This window comes from Sphingobium limneticum (genome assembly GCF_008710165.1).
In the GTDB taxonomy this organism is placed as follows: Bacteria; Pseudomonadota; Alphaproteobacteria; order Sphingomonadales; family Sphingomonadaceae; genus Sphingobium; species Sphingobium limneticum.
The window spans coordinates 172,698-190,039 of the sequence record NZ_VYQA01000001.1 but is presented as its reverse complement, the minus strand read 5'-3'; the positions used below and the strand labels follow the sequence as shown (position 1 = coordinate 190,039).

Sequence of the window (17,342 nt, the reverse complement as noted above, 5' to 3'; positions counted from 1 at the left end):
TGTCTTTGCATTAGATGAGGCCGCGTCCGTCGATGCGGATGGCCGGAACGAAATGGCCGGTGCGTGGCATATCGACATGCAGGCCAGCGCCATCCTGTCGGAAGGGCAGCGGGCCGCCGCCCAGCAGCGTCACCTGGCCGATTGTGCCGTCCACGCGGCCGCGCGCCAGTGAGCGGATGGTCGTAGATCCCTGCGCCCGGCCCAGGAACAGCGCATAAAGTGCGCCCTTGTTAGTGGTGAAGCGGATGTCCTGCGCGGTGAAGGGCTTGGCCTTCTCCTCATTCTGCATCCCCGCGATCAACTGGGTCGGCCCCTCGCCATAAATACGCCAGGGCCGCGATCCGAAGATCGCCTCTCCGCCATGGGTCATCCATGCCGCCATGCCGTCCAGCACCTTCTCCGTCTCGCTGTCGATCGACCCGTCGCCCGGCTGCGGGATGGAGAGCATAAGATTGCCGTTTTTCGACACCACATCGGCCAGCCGCTGGACGACTTCCTCGGCGCTTTTGTAGCTTTTGTCGTGCAGCCGCGCTTCATTGTAGAACCAGTCGCCGATGCAGGTGTCCGTCTGCCACGGCTCGTCCCACAGATGGTCGGTAAAGCCACGCTCCACATCCTGCACCATGCCAAAGCGGGCATAGGGTTTGAGCTGCTTGCCGGTCAGCACCACGTCGATCTTGCCGTGCCATTCGATCGAGCGGTTATAATAGTCCGCCGCCGCTTCCAGCCCTACAGGTCCGAAGGGCAGTTCATGATCGTCCATATAGACCATGTCGGGCTTGTATTTCGCGACCAGATCGGTCTGGCGCAGCAGCCAGCGGGTGACATAGGCCGGGTCGTCCTGCGGCCCCGTTTCGATCCACTGGCCGTTATGGGCATCGTGCCATTTGTCCATCGCCTCGATCGTGTCGATACCATCGGGCAGCACGGCATGGCCGCCGGTATAAAGTTCCTGCGGGTCGAGGCCATCCCACCATTGGCCCTTGCCGTCCGCCTTGCGCAGGCGGAAAGCGTCGTACCGTTCGCCCTTTTTCGGGCCGATCGGGTCATAGCCATAGGCCGGCTGGTACCAGTGCCAGGCATGAGCGGCATGGTTGGACACGCCGAATTTCATGCCCGCCTTGCGCGCCGCCTTCTCCCAGATGCCGACGATATCCTTCTTCGGTCCGACGCGCAGGCTGTTCCAGGCATGGTAGCGGCTGTCGTAGCAATCCAGATTGTCGTGATGGCAGGCCAGCGCCATGAAATATTTGGCGCCCGCCTTCTGATAGCGGGCCATCAGCGCATCGGGCTCCCACTTGTCGGCGGTCCAGAGATTTTGGATGTCCTTCATCCCCGCGACCGACGGATGGCCGTAGGTCTTCAGGTGATGCTCGTACATCGGGTGGCCCTGCATATACATGAAGCGGCCATACCAGTCGCCTTGCGCCGGCACCGATTGCGGCCCCCAATGCGACCACATGCCCAGCTTCGCGTCGCGGAACCAGTCGGGGTAACGATAATTGCCGACCAGTGAGGGCCAACTGGCCTGTACCGGCCCGCGCATCGTGCCCATGGGGCTGGCGGCGCGCGCCGCGCGGGCGAGGCCGAGCGCGGCTGTGCCGGCCAGGAAGGCGCGGCGTCCCAGCATCGTCATTGGATTTCCCTCAAAGCCTTGTCGATGGCTTGCCGCGCCAGCGGGCGCATGATGGCATAGCCTTCTTTGGTCGGATGGACGCCGTCGGTGGACAGGCCCGGCTTCATTGCACCGTCTGCCTGCGCCATGGCGCTGTGATAATCGACATAGGTGAAGCCGCGGCTACGCGCATAATCGGCCAGCCACTTGTTGATCGCCGCGATCTGCGGGGCTGGCTTCATGGCCGGGCTCCAGGGGAAGGCGCCTGCGGGCGGCACGGAGGCGATCACGACCTTGATGCCATGGGCCTGCGCCAGTTCGGCCATCGTCTGGATATTGCCCAGCACCGTTTCCATCGTCGCCGCGCCGCTATTGCCGGCGATATCGTTGGTCATCGCCATGATGTGGACGACTTGCGGTTTCAGCGCGATCACGTCATTGCGGAAACGCACTAGCATCTGCGCCGTGGTCTGCCCGCTGATGCCCCGATCGACCAGCCCGTCCTGAAACATCTCCGGGTCCAGATTGATCCAGTTATCTGTAATGGAATCGCCCATGAAGACGGCGCGCACCTTTTTGCCCGCCAGCGCCTTATTGTCGGCGGCATAGCGGCACAACTGCCCGAAATCGCGGGTCAGCATGTGGAGGTTCCACATCTTCCATTCCGCTTCACCTGTAGGCTTAGGATGGACCGGGCAGGGATCGGCCACGATGCCGACCGGATCGTCGGCATGGGGATCGCCTGGTACTTTCGTTTCCGTCAAAGCGGGGGTGGCCAGCGCCAGCGCGCAGGCAAAAGTGGTGAGTTTCAGCATCCTCTTCCTCATTTTTGGCGCAAGGCTTGCGCGATCGCCCGCTCCGCGATCGGCGCCATCACCGCATAGCCATTGTCGAGCGGGTGGACGCCGTCCTGCGTATAGGCGGCTGTCATCAGGCCATTCCGGTCCACCAGCGCGGCGTGATAATCGGCAAAGCCATAGCCGCGCTCCGCACAGAAGGTGCGCAGCCAGCTATTGAGCGTGACCAGCTCTTCAGGCTTGCGCTCTTTCACGACGTCTTTAGCCGCTTCTGTGTAGTCGTTCACCGGCAGGATCGAGCCGAACACGACCTTGATATGATGGGCCTCTGCCAGATCGGCCATGGCTTCCCAATTGGCTTCGATCTGTTCGGGGCTTTCCTGTTGCAGGAAGCCTTGTACGTCGTTGATGCCCGCCAGGATCACGACGACCTTCGGCTTCAGTACGATTACATCCTGATGGAAACGCAGCAACATCTGCGCCGTCACCTGGCTGCCGATGCCGCGATTAATATAGGGTTTGCCGGGGAAGCTGGCGGCCAGGTTCCAGCGATCGGTAATGGAATCGCCCAGGAACACCACGCGCTGTTCGCCCTGCTTGGGCGCGGATAACGCGGCATTGGCGGGCGCGTAGAGATAGCGCTCGCCAAAATCCTGCATCAGGCTGGGCATCAGCTTTGCGCGGAACGGGCCGAGCCATGGCCCCCAATCCTTCTCCACCACCGTGCGCCGCTCGGGCGAACTTTGATAATCGCCGGGCGCGGCCAGCGCAGTGCCGGCGCTGAACGCCAGCATCAGGGCGATCGGCCATCTCATGCCGGAATCAACCCGTGCTTGGCGGCAAAGGTGGCGAACAGGGCGGGCCAGGCCGATGCCTGCATCGTCGCGGGCAGGCGGGTGCCGAACCCGTGGCCGCCATCCTCGAAGATGTACAGCGCGACCGGGCGTTTTGCCGCTTCCATCGCCTGGAACAGCGCGATGCTGTTGGCGGGCGGCACCAACCCGTCATCGGTCGCATGGACCAGGAAGATCGGCGGTGTCGCCGCGTCGACCCGCATCTCGACCGAGCGGTGACGCCGCGCCTGCACTGTGCCGCCCATGCCCAGCAGCATATCGCGCGATCCACCATGGGTGAAGGCTGCGTCCAGACTGACGACCGGATAGATCAGCGCGGCCAGGTTCGGGCGCGCATCCTGCGCATCGGCGGCGTCGACCGGGTCATAAACTGTCTCGCCGTGACGGGTCGCCAGCGATCCGGCCAGATGCCCGCCGGCAGAGAAGCCAAGTACGCCGATCCGGTCCTTTGCGACAGCGAGTTGGGCAGCTTTTGCGCGGATCAGCCGCATCGCTCGCTGGGCATCCTGCAATGGGACGTCCTGACGCCGCGCCCAGCCTTCGCCGGGCAGGCGGTAGAGCAGGATAAAGGCGGTAATGCCGCGCGCGTTCAGCCATTCGGCCTGGCTGGTGCCCTCATTATCATAGGACAGAAAAGCATATCCGCCACCAGGTATCACCAGCATTGCGGCACCATTGGGGCGGGCAGGGCGCCGTACGACCAGCACGGGGCGTTCGATGCCCGTCACCCAGCGATCCGGCTTGCCGCCGGGCTTGGCCTGATCGGCGATCTTGCGAACGATGCGCGCGCCAGTGTCCCCCGGCGGCGTGCCGGGCCACAGGTCGATAATCTCGTCGCTGGCGTTTGTCTGCGCGCCGGCAAGACCGGGCAGCGCCGCCAGCCCGGCGACGGCCATCAGTGCGGTACGGCGATCAAGTCCGCTCATTGTCCGTTGTCCATGTCGCGCGCGGGAAGGACCATCATCGGCGACATGGCATCGCCGATCGCGGCGGCGGCGTCGCGCACCAACTGGGTGCAGGCCTGTGTCGTCGCCCGATTGGCGGCGCCATCGACGAAGGGCATGGTCAGCGCCGCGCGCGCGACGCCGCCGACCAGGATCGGGGCGGACAGATCGGTGATGCCGGTCAGCATCGGGCTGGGCGCGAAGGCGCCACCCGCTGCCAAGGTGGCGTTCAGCCGCTCCGTCAGTTCCGCTTCATCCAGGGTTTCGCCCGTCGCCCGGATATCCGCCAGCATCGCCGCGCGCGCATCGGACGACTGGAAGGCGAGCAGGATACGGCCGGAATTGGAGCGGTGCAGCGGCCGGCGATAGCCCACGCGCACGGCAAAGCCCGACAGGCCGGGCGCCTCGATCGCGATGATGACGACCATTTCCGCGCCGGATGCGACGGCCAGGTGGCAGCTCTGGCCCGCCCGGCGCGCCAGATCCTGCATCACCGGAAGGGCGGTGGAGGCGAGGTCGCGGATCGGCGGCTGGCTCATGCCCAGCGCGAAGAGGCGGTTTGTCAGCCGATAGCCTTCTTCGGCCCGGGCGATGTAGCCATGCTCCTCCAGCACCTGCAGCATCCGGAAGATTTCGCTGACCGACCGACCTAGCGCCGTCGATATGTCAGACATGATCAGCGGCTCACTCGCACCGGCGAGAAGCTCCAATATTTCCAGCCCCTTGGTGAGGGCTGGCGCCTGATAGCGCGCCTTGCCAGTCATCTGCTCACCCCCTCCATTTTATAGATGATTCTCTGTGCAGGATCATCCCTCGCTGTCCAATACCCATTAGGCGAAATCCAAATATGAAATCAATTTTTATATTTCATAATTTAAAATGTGGGAGTAATGGGGCCTTGTCTTGGTACCGCTCCCAGCAGCGGGTCGGGACATGAAAGGGAAATATTTCGGCCGTTTGCGGCCGCGAATCACGTCAGCGCTCCGGACAGGAGCCAGGGAGAGGAAGGGTTTCATGACCAAGATGATTCACATGCCGCGTCGCGCTGCGCTGCTGGCCGGCATCTCGATCGCCAGCATCGCGCTCGGCACGGCTGCCCATGCGCAGGATAATGCCGCACCGCAGGCCGCAGCCGCCGACGAAGGCGACATCGTCGTCACCGGCGTGCGCGCCAGCCTGTCGAGTGCGCAGGCACTCAAGCGCAACAGCGACGTCATCGTCGATTCGATCGTCGCCGAAGACATCGGCAAGCTGCCCGACCGCAACGTGGCCGAAGCGCTTCAGCGCATCACCGGCATCCAGATCGAACGCAGCTATGGCGAAGGCAGCGCGGTCGCGATCCGCGGCCTCAGCCAGGTCCGCACCGAAATCAACGGCCGCGACGTGTTCACCGCCAATGGCGGTCGTACGCTAAGCCTGGAGGATGTGCCCTCCGAACTGCTCGCCGGCGTCGATGTCTACAAAAATCCGTCGGCCGACCTGATCGAAGGCGGCATCGGCGGTCTCATCAACCTGCGCACGCGCAAGCCCTTCGATTTCGACGGGTTCAAGGCATCGGCCAGCGCCAGCGTCAACTATTACGACCTGTACGGCAAGTCGAAGCCGCAGGCGAACCTGCTGCTGTCTGACCGTTGGGACACGGGCATCGGCGAAATCGGCATCTTGGTCGACCTCGCCTATCAGAAGACGGCTTTCCGCCAGGACCAGATCAGCAGCCAGCCTTTCTTCCTGCTCGACCAGTCGGTCAATGCGCAGGGTCAGCCCAATAACGCCACCGACTATGCCACCGCGCAGGGTCTGGGGCGCTTGGGCAAGCCGACCTATCTGCCCCATGGCGTCGGCATCGGCCAGTATCTGGGCGATCGTCGCCGTATCGGCGCCGACGTCGCGGTCCAGTGGAAGCCCAGCGACACGCTGCTCGTCACCGCCGAATATGTGCGGTCAGACTATAAGTTCCAATATGGCGACTACAGCTTCTTCGCCTATACCGGCAACAATCCGATCACGCCGGATTACGGTACGCCCTTCACGTTCGACGATGCCGGCAATTTCCGCAGCGGCACCTTCGCCAATGTGCCGATCGATTCCAACACCAGCCTGGAACGGCGCAAATCCGTCACCAACGACTTTTCGCTGAACCTGAAATGGAACCCGACCAGCAACCTGACCGTCACGGCCGACGGCCAGTATATTCGCGGCACCACCAGCGGTCAGCGCTCGATCGTCATCCTGCATTCGAACGCAGAACGGCTGCATCAGGTGGTGGGCAACGGCGTGCCGACGATGGAAATCCTGCCGGACAATAACCCAGCGAATGGCAATGGTTCGGTGACGGATATCGCCAATTATGCCCCGCTGGGCGGCGGCTATCTGGACCATATCGAACATTCGGTGGGCAAGGAATATGCCGGCCGTCTGGACGCCGAATATCGCTTCGATGCCGGCATCCTGCGCTCGCTGTCGGCCGGTTTGCGTTATACCGACCGGTCGGCTGTCACCGACAGCAGCACCTATGCCTATTATGGCACCAGCGCGCTGGCCAACGACCTGTACGAAGTGCGCAAGTTCCGCGGCGACCTCTATCGTGGTTTCCAGGGCGTGCCCCAGGGCGCGGTCTTCTTCGACCGCAACCTCGTGCTCGACTATGACGCCACGCGTCAGGCGCTGGCCCCCTATGTCGATCCGTCGCAGCGTGACGCGTTGCTCAATGGCGTCAGCTATGTGCCGAGCGATCGCAACACGCAGGGTGAAAAGACCTACACTGCCTATGGCGTGGCGAAGTTCGATTTTGCCGATGCGGGCTTCCCGCTGGACGGCAATATCGGCGTGCGCGTGATCAAGACGAAGGTGTCCACGGACGGCTTCAGCGTACAGACGCCGCAGATCCAGTTGCCCAGCGGTCCTGCCAATGGTCCGATCAGCTATGTGCCGATCAGTGTCAACAGCAGCTATACCAAGGCGCTGCCAAGCATCAACCTTCGCTACCACTTCACCGACCAGCTTCAGCTGCGTCTGGCCGCGTCGAAGGGGCTGACCCGCCCGGACTTCTCGCAGCTTAATCCGAACATCAACATCGTCGAGCTGAATCCCGGCAGCAACATCCGCACCTCCAGCTCTGGCAATCCTTATTTGAAGCCGCTGGAAGCCACGCAGTTCGACGCGTCGCTGGAATGGTATTTCTCGCGCACCGGTTCGCTCTATGCTGCCGGTTTCTACAAGAAGGTGGATGGCTTCATCGCCAATATCGCGACCGACGAAACCTATGATTTCGGCAATGGTCCCTTCACCGTGTCGGTCAGCCGTCCGCTCAATGGCGACAATGGCAAAATCAAGGGCGTGGAAGTCGGCGGCAACACCTTCTTCGACTTCCTGCCGGGCATCTGGTCTGGCTTCGGCGTGCAGGCCAACTTCACCTATGTCGACAGCAAGGCGCCCAGCCCCGCTGCCACAGACAATGAAGGCAATGCGCTGATCGTGCCGCTCGAAAAGCTGTCGAAGTACAGCTACAATCTGATGGGTTTCTACGACAAAGGGCCAATCTCGGCACGCGTCGCCTATAACTGGCGTAGCAAATATGTCGTGACCACGCGCGGCAATGGCAGCGGCGAACTGCCGATTTTCAACGCCGCGCGCGGGCAGGTCGATGCGTCGCTGACCTATACGGTCAACGAGAATTTCGCGCTGACCGTAGATGGCGTGAACCTGACCGATACCGAGAACAAGACCTATTACGGCATTCCCAGCCGTCCGCAGTCCTCGGTGCTGAACGATCGTCGCGTGAGCATCACCGCCCGTCTGACCTATTGATCCGACGTGCGGACGTTTCTAGCGTCCCTCCCCTGGCAGACCGGACCCGTAAAGGGCCGGTCTGCCTCTTTGGGTAGAAGAGAGGATGGTCTGATGCATAGGCAGGGTAACGGCATCGCACCGAGCAGGCCCGAACGCAGCAGCCCGATGGCCATGGTCCTGACCACGGGGCTTTTCTTCCTGTGGGGCGTGGCGAACAATCTGAACGATGTGCTGATCGCGCATTTCCGGCATGTGTTTTCGTTGTCGGATTTTCAGTCCGGACTGGTCCAGTCGGCCTTCTATCTGGGCTATTTCTGCTTCGCCATTCCGGCCGCGCTGGCCGCCGAGCGACTGGGCTACAAGGCCACGGTCATCATGGGCCTGTTGCTGTTCGGTGGCGGTGCGCTGCTGTTCCTGCCGGCGTCCGCGCAACTCAGCTACGGCTTCTTCCTTTTCGCCCTGTTCGTGATCGCCAGTGGCCTTGCTTTCCTGGAAACCGCCGCCAATCCCATGGTCGCGGTAATGGGACCGGCGGACAGTTCGGCGCAGCGGCTCAATCTGGCGCAGGCGTTCAATCCATTGGGGTCGATCACCGGCGTAGCGCTGGGCGCGACGCTGATCCTGTCCGATACGCCGGCGCAGGGCGCCGCGGGCGCAGCGGCCGTACGACTGCCTTATCTGGCCATCGCGCTGGTCGTGCTGGGCTGGGCGGCGATCTTGGCCTTCACCCGTTTTCCACGCGCCGCCACCCAGGCAGAGGGGCGCACCGGTCCGATCTTCGCGGGCTATGGCGCGCTGCTGCGGCGGCCTCGCTATCTGGCTGGCGTGGGCGCGCAATTTTTCTATGTCGGTGCGCAGGTCGGCATCTGGAGCTATCTGATCCGCTATGCCGAAGCCGTCGTTCCGGGCATCGGCGCGCAAAAGGCCGCCTGGCTGCTCACTTTGTCGCTGGCGCTCTTCATGATCGGCCGCTTCGCCGGGGCGGCTTTGCTGGCGCGCTTCGATGGCGCGCGGCTGATGGCGCTGTTCGCCGGTATCAACATCGCCTTGTCGCTTGCGGCGATCGGCGGTGGCATAGTCGGCCTCGTGGCGCTGGTCGCGACCAGCTTCTTCATGTCGATCATGTATCCGACCATCTTCGTCCTGTCCCTGCGCGACCTCGGCCCGCTGACCAAGCCGGGGGCGTCGATGATCGTCATGGCGATCATCGGCGGCGCGGTGCTGACCATGGCGATGGGACTGGTATCGGACCTGACCGGCACGATCCGCGCGGCAATGCTGGTGCCGGCGCTGTGTTTTGCGGTCGTGACTCTCTTCGCGCGCGCCAACCGACGGGAAGCGGCCGCATGACCGTTGCATCCTATCCGACGCTGGGCATGGGCACAGCGCCCATCGGCAATCTCTATCGCGTGGTGGAGGACGGCGAGGCGCAGGCGACGTTGAACGCGGCCTGGGACGCGGGCATCCGCTATTATGACACGGCGCCCCATTATGGCTTCGGCTTGGCCGAACGGCGGCTGGGCATGATGCTGGCTGCGCGCGACCCCGATGGCACGGCGATCGTTTCCACCAAGGTCGGCCGCCTGCTGGTACCGACCGATGCGCGGGGCGAGCGGCATGGCTTTGTCGATGCCGATCCCTATGCGCCGGTGTTCGACTATCGCTATGACGCGGTACTGCGCTCGTTCGAGGGCAGCCGCGCGCGGTTGGGTCGCGACCGGATCGACCTGTTGCTGGCGCATGATATCGGCCGGCTGACCCATGGCGATGATCATGGCCGCCACCTGCGCGCTTTCCTGGATAGCGGCTATCGGGCGATGCACGATCTGCGCGATGCGGGCGCGATCGGTGCGATCGGCATCGGCGTCAATGAAGTCGCGATTTGCGACGAACTGCTCGACCATGTCGAACTGGACATGATCCTGCTTGCCGGCCGCTATACGCTGTTGGATCGCAGCGCAGAGCGATTGCTGGCGCGCTGCGCCGATCTGGGTGTCCGGATCATCGTGGGCGGTCCCTATAATAGCGGCATATTGGCGCGCGACCTGAGTGGTCCGCTCCATTTCGACTATGCCGCGCCCAGCGAGGCGATCCTTGGCAAGGCGCAGCGATTGGCGCAGACCTGCGCCGAATTTGAGGTGCCGCTGCCCGCTGCCGCGCTGCAATTCCCGCTGCGCCATCCTGCCGTCGTCAGCGTCATTCCCGGTCTTGTCGGGCCGGATCAGGTCGCCGACACCATGACCCGCCTGTCGGTGCGATTGCCCGATCCGCTCTGGCCCGCGCTCGACGCTTCACTGAAAGATTCCTCCATGTTGCAGGACGATGCGCGGCTGATCCTGCTGCATCCTGACGATAATGTCCTCATCTGTGTTCGGCCGATCGAGGCGGGCGATATCCTGCCAGCCTCGGGCGGCACCATCCCGGCGCGCGAAGGCATCGCCATCGGGCATAAGGTTGCGCGCAATGCGCTGCATGCCGGGGACAAGGTGATCAAATATGGCGCACCGATCGGGTCGATGACGGCCGACGTGGCAACCGGCGACTGGGTTCACATGCACAATATGAAAAGCGACTATATCAGCAGCCATACCCGCACCGCGCTGGAGCCGGGGGCATGATCCGCGCCTGGCAAAGGCAGGATGGGCGCAAGGGCATCCGCAATGTCGTGGCGGTCGCCTATCTGGTCGAATGCGCGCATCATGTCGCGCGGCGGATCGTGGACAAGGCGGACGATCCCGACGTCCAGCTGATCGGCTTTCCTGGCTGCTATCCCAATGCCTATGCCGCCAAGGTGATGGAGGCGATCGTCACCCATCCCAATGTCGGCGGACTGGTGATCGTGTCGCTGGGTTGCGAAAGTTTCAATCGCGAGCGGTTGCTGGCGGTGGCGCGGGCCAGTGGACGCCCCGCCGAATTGCTGGTGATTCAGGAGACGGGCGGAACGGCGGCGACGATCGCGGCGGGCGTCGAAGCCGTCGGGCGCGTGCGCGCCGCCATTGCCGGCGTGCCGCGTGTCGCCATGGGCGTCGAGGAGTTGGTCGTCGGCACCATCTGCGGCGGGTCGGACGGGACCAGCGGCATCACCGCCAATCCGGCTGTGGGCCGAGCCTTCGACCGATTGGTTGCAGACGGCGCTGCCTGCATCTTTGAGGAAACCGGCGAACTGGTGGGATGCGAAACGATCATGGCCGACCGCGCCCGCACGCCCGCACTGGCGGTCGCGATCGAGCAATGCGTACAGAAAGCCGAACGCTATTACACCATCATGGGCTTTGGCAGCTTCGCGCCGGGCAATGCGGAAGGCGGCCTGACGACGCAGGAGGAAAAGTCGATGGGGGCCTATTCCAAGTCCGGCTCTTCCACCATCGACGGCATATTGAAGCCGGGCGATGTGCCACCGACCGGCGGCCTCTATCTGCTGGACGTCGTGCCCGATGGCGAGCCGCGCTTCGGCTTTCCGAACATCTCCGACAATGCCGAGATCGTGGAACTGATCGCGTGCGGCGCGCATCTGACGCTCTTCACCACCGGGCGCGGATCGGTGGTGGGGTCGGCGATTTCGCCGGTCATCAAGATCTGCGCCAATCCCGACACCGGCCGCCGTCTGGCCGCCGACATGGACGTCAATGCCGGGCGCATCCTGGAAGGGGAGGCGACGCTGGAACAGGTCGGTACGGAGATATACGACAAGGTGCTCGCCGTCGCGGCGGGTGAACGCAGCATCTCAGAATCCCTTGGCCATCAGGAGTTTATTTTGACTTACAAGGCTTTCGATCCCATCGGTCCCGACTGCTTGCCCACCAAGACCGCGATGGGGGCGCGCGCATGAGCGGGCGTCTGGAGGGCAAGGTCGCGCTGATCACCGCTGCGGCGCGGGGCATCGGTCGGGCCACGGCACAGCGTTTCGTGACAGAAGGCGCCCGCGTGATCGCGACCGACCGGGATGTCGATGCGCTCGAAGGGCTGGAGGGCTGCGAACTGCGCGCGCTTGATGCGACCGATGGTGCGGCGGTACGGGCGCTGGCGACTGAGGTCGGCCCTATCGATATCCTCGCCAACATTGCGGGCGTGGTCCATGCGGGCAACATCCTGGAATGCAGCCAGGAAGATTGGGATTTCGCCCTCTCGCTCAACATGACCGCCATGTATCACACGATCCGTGCCTTCCTGCCCGGCATGGTGGAAAAGGGCGCAGGCGCGATCGTCAACATGTCCTCCATCGCCAGTTCGGTGAAGGGCATCCCCAACCGCTTTGCCTATGGCGCGAGCAAGGCGGGCGTCATCGGCCTGACCAAGGCAGTCGCCGCCGATTTCGTGGGGCAGGGGGTCCGTTGCAACTGCATCTGCCCCGGCACGATCGACACGCCCTCGCTGCAACAGCGGTTGCATGACACCGGCGATTATGAGGCTGCACAGGCCGCCTTCATCGCGCGCCAGCCCATGGGTCGTCTGGGTCGCGCCGAGGAAATCGCGAATCTCGTCCTCTATCTTGCCAGCGACGAAGCCGCCTTCACCACCGGCGCGGTGCATGTGATCGACGGCGGCTGGATCAACTGATGCGGCATGTCCTGCTGATCGACCTGACCGACGAGGCGGAAGCCATCGCCCAATATGAGGCATGGCATGCCGCCGGTGCGCTGCCCCCGGCGATCGGCGCCAGCATCCGTGCCGCCGACATCGGCGCGATGGACATCTATCGCAGCGGCAACCGGCTCGTCATGCTGATGGAAACCGGCCCCGGTTTCGATCCGGCGGCCAAGGCTGCCGCCGATGCCGCCGACCCCGCGGTGCAGGCCTGGGAAGCGCAGATGGACAGCGTTCAGCGCCCGCTGCCCTGGGCCGCGCCCGATGCCAAATGGACGCTTGCCACCCGCATCTTCTCCCTCGACGAACAGCCCTGAAAGGCCCCATCATGACCCTTCCCCGGCTCTTGCTCGCCGCAGCCCTCCTGTCGTCCGCTACACCTGTCTTCGCGCAGGGCGACACCCCGCATATCGAGACGCGCAACGGCAAGCATGCGTTGATCGTCGATGGCGCGCCTTTCCTGATGCTGGGCGGGCAGATCAACAATAGCAGCAATTACGCCACGCCGCTGACGAAGGTCTGGCCGGTGCTGGACCGGATCGGCGCCAACACGGTCGAAGCACCGATCGCCTGGGAGCAGTTGGAGCCGAAGGAAGGGCAGTTCGACTATAGCTTCGTCCAGACCCTGCTCGACGAAGCGCGCCGGCATGACAAGCGCATCGTCCTGCTCTGGTTCGGCGCGTGGAAGAATACGGGCCTGGCCTACACCCCCGACTGGGTGAAGCTCGACAATCGCCGTTTCCCCCGCATGAAGACGAAGGACGGCAAGGATCATGGCGTCCTGTCGCCCCATGGCGCCGCGACGCTGGAGGCGGACAAGCGCGCCTTCCTCAAGCTGATGGCCTATATTCGCGACCATGACGCGCAGAACACGGTCATCATGGTTCAACCGGAAAATGAGGTCGGCAGCTACAAGAACCCACGCGATTACAGCGCCGCCGCGCAGAAGCTGTTCGACGGACCGGTTCCTGTAGCGCTGACCAAAGGGCTGAAGAAACAGGCCGGCAGCTGGGCCAGCGTCTTCGGCGATCAGGCCGACCGCACATTCAATACTTGGTACACGGCGCGCTATATCGAAGAACTGGCCAAGGCCGGCAAGGCGATCAAGCCGCTGCCCATGTATGTCAACGCTTCGCTCGGTGATCCCTTTGCCAAGCCCGATCCGATGGCCTTGTCGAGCGGTGGACCGCAGGGCGACGTGATCGATATATGGAAGGCGGCGGCGCCCTCGCTCGATCTGGCTGCGCCCGATATCTACGACCGGGCGAGCCGCAACGTTTTCAAACATCTCGACCTCTATACCCGGCCGGACAATGCGTTGATGGTGCCGGAAATCGGCAATGCGGCCGAATATGCGCGCTATTTCTGGGCAGCCTTGGGACGCGGCGCGATCGGCTTCGCGCCGTTCGGCATGGATGCCACCGGCTATTATAATTATCCGCTGGGCGCCAAGAGCTTCGACGACAAGACTTTGGACGCCTTCGCCGCCAAATATCGCGTCGTGGCATCCGCGCCCTGGGCGAAGATTGCCTTCGACCATCCGGTCTGGGGCACGGCCAAGCCGGACGATGGCGCACCCATCAGCACGACCATGGGCGACTGGACCATTACCGCCAGCTTCGGCCAGTGGCAGTTCGGCCAGCGCGAATGGTTCCCCAAGGCGGACCTGCCTGCATGGGCGACCGAACCGACCGGCGGCGTGGTGGTGGCGCAGCTATCGGCCAACGAGTTTCTGTTTGCCGGCGATCATGTCCGCGTCGCCTTCGATGCTAAAGAAGGCAGTGGGCCGGGCGGCATGGTCGTCAAGGTCGAGGAAGGCCATTTCGATAAGGGCGCCTGGGTGATGGATCGCATCTGGAATGGCGACCAGACCGATTATGGCCTGAACCTGATCGACCAGCCGGTCTGGATCAAGGTGACGATGGGCCGGTACAAGTGAAGCGCGTCACGCCTATTTTGAGGAACGCGAAGGTGAGCGGTTCACTCAAGTCGCAACGAAGCTGAATTATATGCCGTTCCCCGGCGCAGGCCGGGGTCCAGTTTCATGCTCCGAACTGGACCCCGGCCTGCGCCGGGGAACGGCAAGATGAAGGCTTGTCGGTATAAGATGAATTGCCCTTGGCCCATGCCGCCACGGGTGTAGCGTGCCGGTCATGAGCCGTCATTCCGCTCAAGCCATTCGTTTCGATGGAGCGGAGCCATACTGCGCTAAACCCGCAGCGATACCCTTGCCAGCCTATCCGACGCCGTCAGGAACAGGCTGGCGCCGTCCTTGCCGAAACAGATGTTGGCGACCGCCTTGCCGGTGCCGATCAGGCCCAGCGCATCGCCTTCCGGCGTGAAGATATGGACTCCACCCGGTCCGGTCGCGAAGACATGGCCACTTCGCGCCACCTTGATCCCATCGGGCAGGCCCGGCTGGCCTTGCGCCAGTGCCGCGCTGAAATCATGGAACAGGCGTTGCCCGGTCGGTCGTCCATCCGCACCGATGGCATAGGCGCGCACTTCCGGCTGCTTTTCGTCCGACAGCGCCAGATAGAGCGTCCGCCCGTCCGGTGCGATCGCCACGCCATTGGGACGGCGATGCGTGTCATCGATCAACGTCACCTTGCCATCGGGGGAGAGCATATAGAGGCCGTTATGCGGCAATTCGCGCAGGGCGGACTTATCCCCATCCGTAAAACCATAAGGCGGATCGGTAAAATAGATGATGCCCGACGGCGCGATGCACAGGTCGTTGGGGCTGTTGAAGCGCTTGCCATCGAACCGGTCGGCCAGGATCGTTCGCTTGCGGGTCCGAAGGTCGATATGCACGATCGCGCGTGTCCCGCTGTCCGCGGCGATCAGCGCGCCTTTCTTGTCGATGGTCAGGCCGTTCAGCCCGGCTTCGCGCACCCCCACTGGGATCACGCCCTGAAAACCGGCCGGCGAGAGGAAGGGCTTTGCGCCTTCGCCCTGCCGCCAGCGATAGACGATGTTCGCGGGCGGATCGCTGAACAGCAGATAATCGCCCTGCGGCACCCACACCGGCCCTTCGGCCCATCGGAAACCCTCGGCCAGAAATTCGACCGTTGCCGATGGTGGAAGGATGGCGTCCAGCTTGGGGCTGAGCCGCTTCACGAAGCCGGCCGGGGCAGGGGCCGCCATCGCCGCGACCGGCAGGCTCGCCAGACCCGCAAGCAATGTCCGTCGTGCGATCATGCGCCGATCCTGACGCCGCGGCCTTCGGCGGCACTGCGGTAGATCGCCTCGATGATCCGCAGGTCGGCCAGCCCTTCTTCGCCCGCGACGATTGGCGTCGCGCCGCTGATGATGCATTCGGCCATATGGTCCAGCTGTCCGGCAAACTGGGTCTTGCCTGTGGCGGGCAGAGTGCGGGGCGCCGTCACGCCATCTTTGCGGATCGTCATCATCTGTCCGGAATAGGAAGTCGCCGGTTCCATGTCGATCCAGCCCTGCGTCCCGCTGACCCGATAGCCATTGTGGGACGAGCTATAGCTGGAAACGCAATTGGCGACGATGCCGGATGGAAAGCGCAACAGGAAATTGATCTTGTCCTCCACCGTGCGGAATCGCGGATCGGATTTGTCGGTAGATTCGACCGCGCTTACCGCCACCGGCTCTTCCCCGGTCAGATAGCGCGCGGCATTCAGGCTGTAGATGCCGATGTCCATCATCGACCCGCCGCCGGACAGGGGCCGGTCGAGCCGCCACTGGTCCGGCCTGATCGGAAAACCATGATCGGCGGTGATGATCTGCGTCGGCCCGACATGCGCCGATCGGGCCAGGTCGATCGCCAGCCTGTTATAGGGTTCGAAGCGCGACCGATAGCCGATCATCAGCTTGGTGCCGGCCTTCTTGCAGGCGGCGATCATCGCCTGACATTCCGCCACGGACACCGCCATCGGCTTTTCGCACATCACATGCTTGCCGGCCTGCGCGGCGCGGATGCTATATTCGGCGTGCAGGCTGTTGGGCAGCACGACATAGACGACATCGATATCCGGATTGTCGCGAATGCGGTCGAATTGGGCATAGCTGTAGCGATGCGTTTTGGGGATGCCATAGTCCGCGCCATATTGGTCCAGCTTGGCAGGTGTGCCGCTGACCAGCGCCACCAGCCGGGCATGGTCGCATCCGGCGAAATTGGGCATGATCTGGCGCGTGGCGTAGGAACCCAGTCCGACGATCGCATAACCGATCTTGCGCGTCGGCGCCGTTGCCGCGCGGGCAGCCAGCCCGGTCAGCACCATGCCGGCGCCAAGCCCGGCCAATATTTCGCGACGGGAACCGGTCGTCATGCCATCCCTCCCAATAACGAACGGTGGTTCAATCGGCGATACGGATCAGGGCCGGACGCAGCCAGCCCAGATTGCGGGCAGCGATCGCCGCCTGGGTGCGGTTGCGGACATTGAGCTTGCGCATCAGCGCGGTCATATGGACCTTCACTGTGGCCTCCGCCATGCCCAGCTCATAGGCGATCTGCTTGTTCAGCAATCCCGAATGAACGCAGCACAGAACCTTCATCTGAGTCGGGGTCAGGCGAGGCGGTTCGGCGCCCCTATGGTCGATACGTCCAAATTCCTGCTGATCGAGACTATCGTGCAAATTCATCGCGAAGTGCATCCGTCCTCTCCCTGTTCGGTCCGCCATAGGGTGCGCCAGCTTTTTGGCCTGCTGGCTGCATCGGACTCGGTAACGCTAACAATAGTGGAATCAGTCAGACAGCTTCAAGTAAAACATGCGATGGCTTCACGAA

General features: G+C 63.4%; 15 protein-coding genes. 7 read left to right on the top strand and 8 right to left on the bottom strand.

From position 1 onward, the window contains the following. Positions 1 to 10: 10 nt before the first annotated feature. Genes F4U95_RS00710 through F4U95_RS00690 form a run of 5 tightly spaced genes read right to left on the bottom strand, consistent with a single transcriptional unit; the run spans position 11 to position 4,974 of the window. On the bottom strand, positions 11 to 1,636 hold the full coding sequence (locus tag F4U95_RS00710) for an alpha-L-fucosidase (RefSeq protein ID WP_120253098.1): 1,626 nt from the start codon (positions 1,634 to 1,636) through the stop codon (positions 11 to 13). Further along, positions 1,633 to 2,430 (bottom strand): SGNH/GDSL hydrolase family protein, encoded by a 798-nt coding sequence (locus F4U95_RS00705; RefSeq protein WP_232016259.1) that lies wholly within the window; start codon positions 2,428 to 2,430, stop codon positions 1,633 to 1,635. The genes F4U95_RS00710 and F4U95_RS00705 overlap by 4 nt, the downstream gene beginning before the upstream one ends. Before the next feature lie 8 nt (positions 2,431 to 2,438). Continuing rightward, positions 2,439 to 3,227, bottom strand: a complete 789-nt coding sequence (locus tag F4U95_RS00700) for an SGNH/GDSL hydrolase family protein (RefSeq protein WP_120253096.1) — start codon at positions 3,225 to 3,227, stop codon at positions 2,439 to 2,441. After that, on the bottom strand, positions 3,224 to 4,192 hold the full coding sequence (locus F4U95_RS00695; protein WP_120253095.1) for an alpha/beta hydrolase: 969 nt from the start codon (positions 4,190 to 4,192) through the stop codon (positions 3,224 to 3,226). Before F4U95_RS00695 ends, F4U95_RS00700 begins: the two co-directional genes overlap by 4 nt. Continuing rightward, positions 4,189 to 4,974 carry an IclR family transcriptional regulator gene (locus F4U95_RS00690; protein ID WP_120253094.1) on the bottom strand — a complete coding sequence of 262 codons (786 nt, stop codon included), beginning with the start codon at positions 4,972 to 4,974 and terminating at the stop codon, positions 4,189 to 4,191. The genes F4U95_RS00695 and F4U95_RS00690 overlap by 4 nt, the downstream gene beginning before the upstream one ends. Before the next feature lie 250 nt (positions 4,975 to 5,224). Between F4U95_RS00690 and F4U95_RS00685 the strand changes: the two genes are divergently transcribed. The 7 genes from F4U95_RS00685 to F4U95_RS00655 all read left to right on the top strand — a co-directional run bounded on the left by F4U95_RS00685 (position 5,225) and on the right by F4U95_RS00655 (position 14,522). Next, positions 5,225 to 8,017 (top strand): TonB-dependent receptor, encoded by a 2,793-nt coding sequence (locus tag F4U95_RS00685; protein ID WP_120253093.1) that lies wholly within the window; start codon positions 5,225 to 5,227, stop codon positions 8,015 to 8,017. 93 nt (positions 8,018 to 8,110) lie between these two features. Next, positions 8,111 to 9,349 carry an L-fucose:H+ symporter permease gene (gene fucP / locus F4U95_RS00680; protein ID WP_170267457.1) on the top strand — a complete coding sequence of 413 codons (1,239 nt, stop codon included), beginning with the start codon at positions 8,111 to 8,113 and terminating at the stop codon, positions 9,347 to 9,349. Next, positions 9,346 to 10,617, top strand: a complete 1,272-nt coding sequence (locus F4U95_RS00675) for an aldo/keto reductase (RefSeq protein ID WP_150424392.1) — start codon at positions 9,346 to 9,348, stop codon at positions 10,615 to 10,617. The genes fucP and F4U95_RS00675 overlap by 4 nt, the downstream gene beginning before the upstream one ends. Then, complete coding sequence (locus F4U95_RS00670; RefSeq protein WP_120253090.1) at positions 10,614 to 11,828, top strand: UxaA family hydrolase; 1,215 nt, start codon at positions 10,614 to 10,616, stop codon at positions 11,826 to 11,828. Before F4U95_RS00675 ends, F4U95_RS00670 begins: the two co-directional genes overlap by 4 nt. Next, positions 11,825 to 12,556: an SDR family oxidoreductase gene (locus F4U95_RS00665; protein ID WP_120253089.1), complete on the top strand. Its 732-nt coding sequence runs from the start codon at positions 11,825 to 11,827 to the stop codon at positions 12,554 to 12,556. Before F4U95_RS00670 ends, F4U95_RS00665 begins: the two co-directional genes overlap by 4 nt. Continuing rightward, a complete protein-coding gene (locus tag F4U95_RS00660) occupies positions 12,556 to 12,900 on the top strand; it encodes an L-rhamnose mutarotase (protein ID WP_120253088.1) in 345 nt (114 codons plus the stop codon). The genes F4U95_RS00665 and F4U95_RS00660 overlap by 1 nt, the downstream gene beginning before the upstream one ends. An 11-nt stretch (positions 12,901 to 12,911) precedes the next feature. Further along, complete coding sequence (locus F4U95_RS00655; RefSeq protein WP_120253087.1) at positions 12,912 to 14,522, top strand: DUF5597 domain-containing protein; 1,611 nt, start codon at positions 12,912 to 12,914, stop codon at positions 14,520 to 14,522. A 269-nt stretch (positions 14,523 to 14,791) separates the two neighbouring features. On the opposite strand, the gene F4U95_RS00650 is transcribed toward F4U95_RS00655, so the two are convergent. The 3 genes from F4U95_RS00650 to F4U95_RS00640 are packed head-to-tail and all read right to left on the bottom strand — an operon-like array spanning position 14,792 to position 17,197. After that, entirely contained in the window at positions 14,792 to 15,784 is a 993-nt protein-coding gene (locus F4U95_RS00650; protein WP_120253086.1) for an SMP-30/gluconolactonase/LRE family protein, read from the bottom strand. Further along, positions 15,781 to 16,884, bottom strand: coding sequence for a Gfo/Idh/MocA family protein (locus F4U95_RS00645; RefSeq protein WP_120253085.1), 1,104 nt, complete (start codon positions 16,882 to 16,884; stop codon positions 15,781 to 15,783). The genes F4U95_RS00650 and F4U95_RS00645 overlap by 4 nt, the downstream gene beginning before the upstream one ends. Before the next feature lie 28 nt (positions 16,885 to 16,912). After that, a complete protein-coding gene (locus F4U95_RS00640) occupies positions 16,913 to 17,197 on the bottom strand; it encodes a response regulator transcription factor (RefSeq protein WP_282960126.1) in 285 nt (94 codons plus the stop codon). Between the last annotated feature and the right edge of the window lie 145 nt (positions 17,198 to 17,342).

What these genes read in the sequence shown, in the direction of transcription:
- F4U95_RS00710 (WP_120253098.1), bottom strand. Translation starts at nt 1,636, where the DNA reads ATGACGATGCTGGGACGCCGCGCCTTCCTGGCCGGCACAGCCGCGCTC.
- F4U95_RS00705 (WP_232016259.1), bottom strand. Translation starts at nt 2,430, where the DNA reads ATGCTGAAACTCACCACTTTTGCCTGCGCGCTGGCGCTGGCCACCCCC.
- F4U95_RS00700 (WP_120253096.1), bottom strand. Translation starts at nt 3,227, where the DNA reads ATGAGATGGCCGATCGCCCTGATGCTGGCGTTCAGCGCCGGCACTGCG.
- F4U95_RS00695 (WP_120253095.1), bottom strand. Translation starts at nt 4,192, where the DNA reads ATGAGCGGACTTGATCGCCGTACCGCACTGATGGCCGTCGCCGGGCTG.
- F4U95_RS00690 (WP_120253094.1), bottom strand. Translation starts at nt 4,974, where the DNA reads ATGACTGGCAAGGCGCGCTATCAGGCGCCAGCCCTCACCAAGGGGCTG.
- F4U95_RS00685 (WP_120253093.1), top strand. Translation starts at nt 5,225, where the DNA reads ATGACCAAGATGATTCACATGCCGCGTCGCGCTGCGCTGCTGGCCGGC.
- fucP (WP_170267457.1), top strand. Translation starts at nt 8,111, where the DNA reads ATGCATAGGCAGGGTAACGGCATCGCACCGAGCAGGCCCGAACGCAGC.
- F4U95_RS00675 (WP_150424392.1), top strand. Translation starts at nt 9,346, where the DNA reads ATGACCGTTGCATCCTATCCGACGCTGGGCATGGGCACAGCGCCCATC.
- F4U95_RS00670 (WP_120253090.1), top strand. Translation starts at nt 10,614, where the DNA reads ATGATCCGCGCCTGGCAAAGGCAGGATGGGCGCAAGGGCATCCGCAAT.
- F4U95_RS00665 (WP_120253089.1), top strand. Translation starts at nt 11,825, where the DNA reads ATGAGCGGGCGTCTGGAGGGCAAGGTCGCGCTGATCACCGCTGCGGCG.
- F4U95_RS00660 (WP_120253088.1), top strand. Translation starts at nt 12,556, where the DNA reads ATGCGGCATGTCCTGCTGATCGACCTGACCGACGAGGCGGAAGCCATC.
- F4U95_RS00655 (WP_120253087.1), top strand. Translation starts at nt 12,912, where the DNA reads ATGACCCTTCCCCGGCTCTTGCTCGCCGCAGCCCTCCTGTCGTCCGCT.
- F4U95_RS00650 (WP_120253086.1), bottom strand. Translation starts at nt 15,784, where the DNA reads ATGATCGCACGACGGACATTGCTTGCGGGTCTGGCGAGCCTGCCGGTC.
- F4U95_RS00645 (WP_120253085.1), bottom strand. Translation starts at nt 16,884, where the DNA reads ATGACGACCGGTTCCCGTCGCGAAATATTGGCCGGGCTTGGCGCCGGC.
- F4U95_RS00640 (WP_282960126.1), bottom strand. Translation starts at nt 17,197, where the DNA reads ATGAATTTGCACGATAGTCTCGATCAGCAGGAATTTGGACGTATCGAC.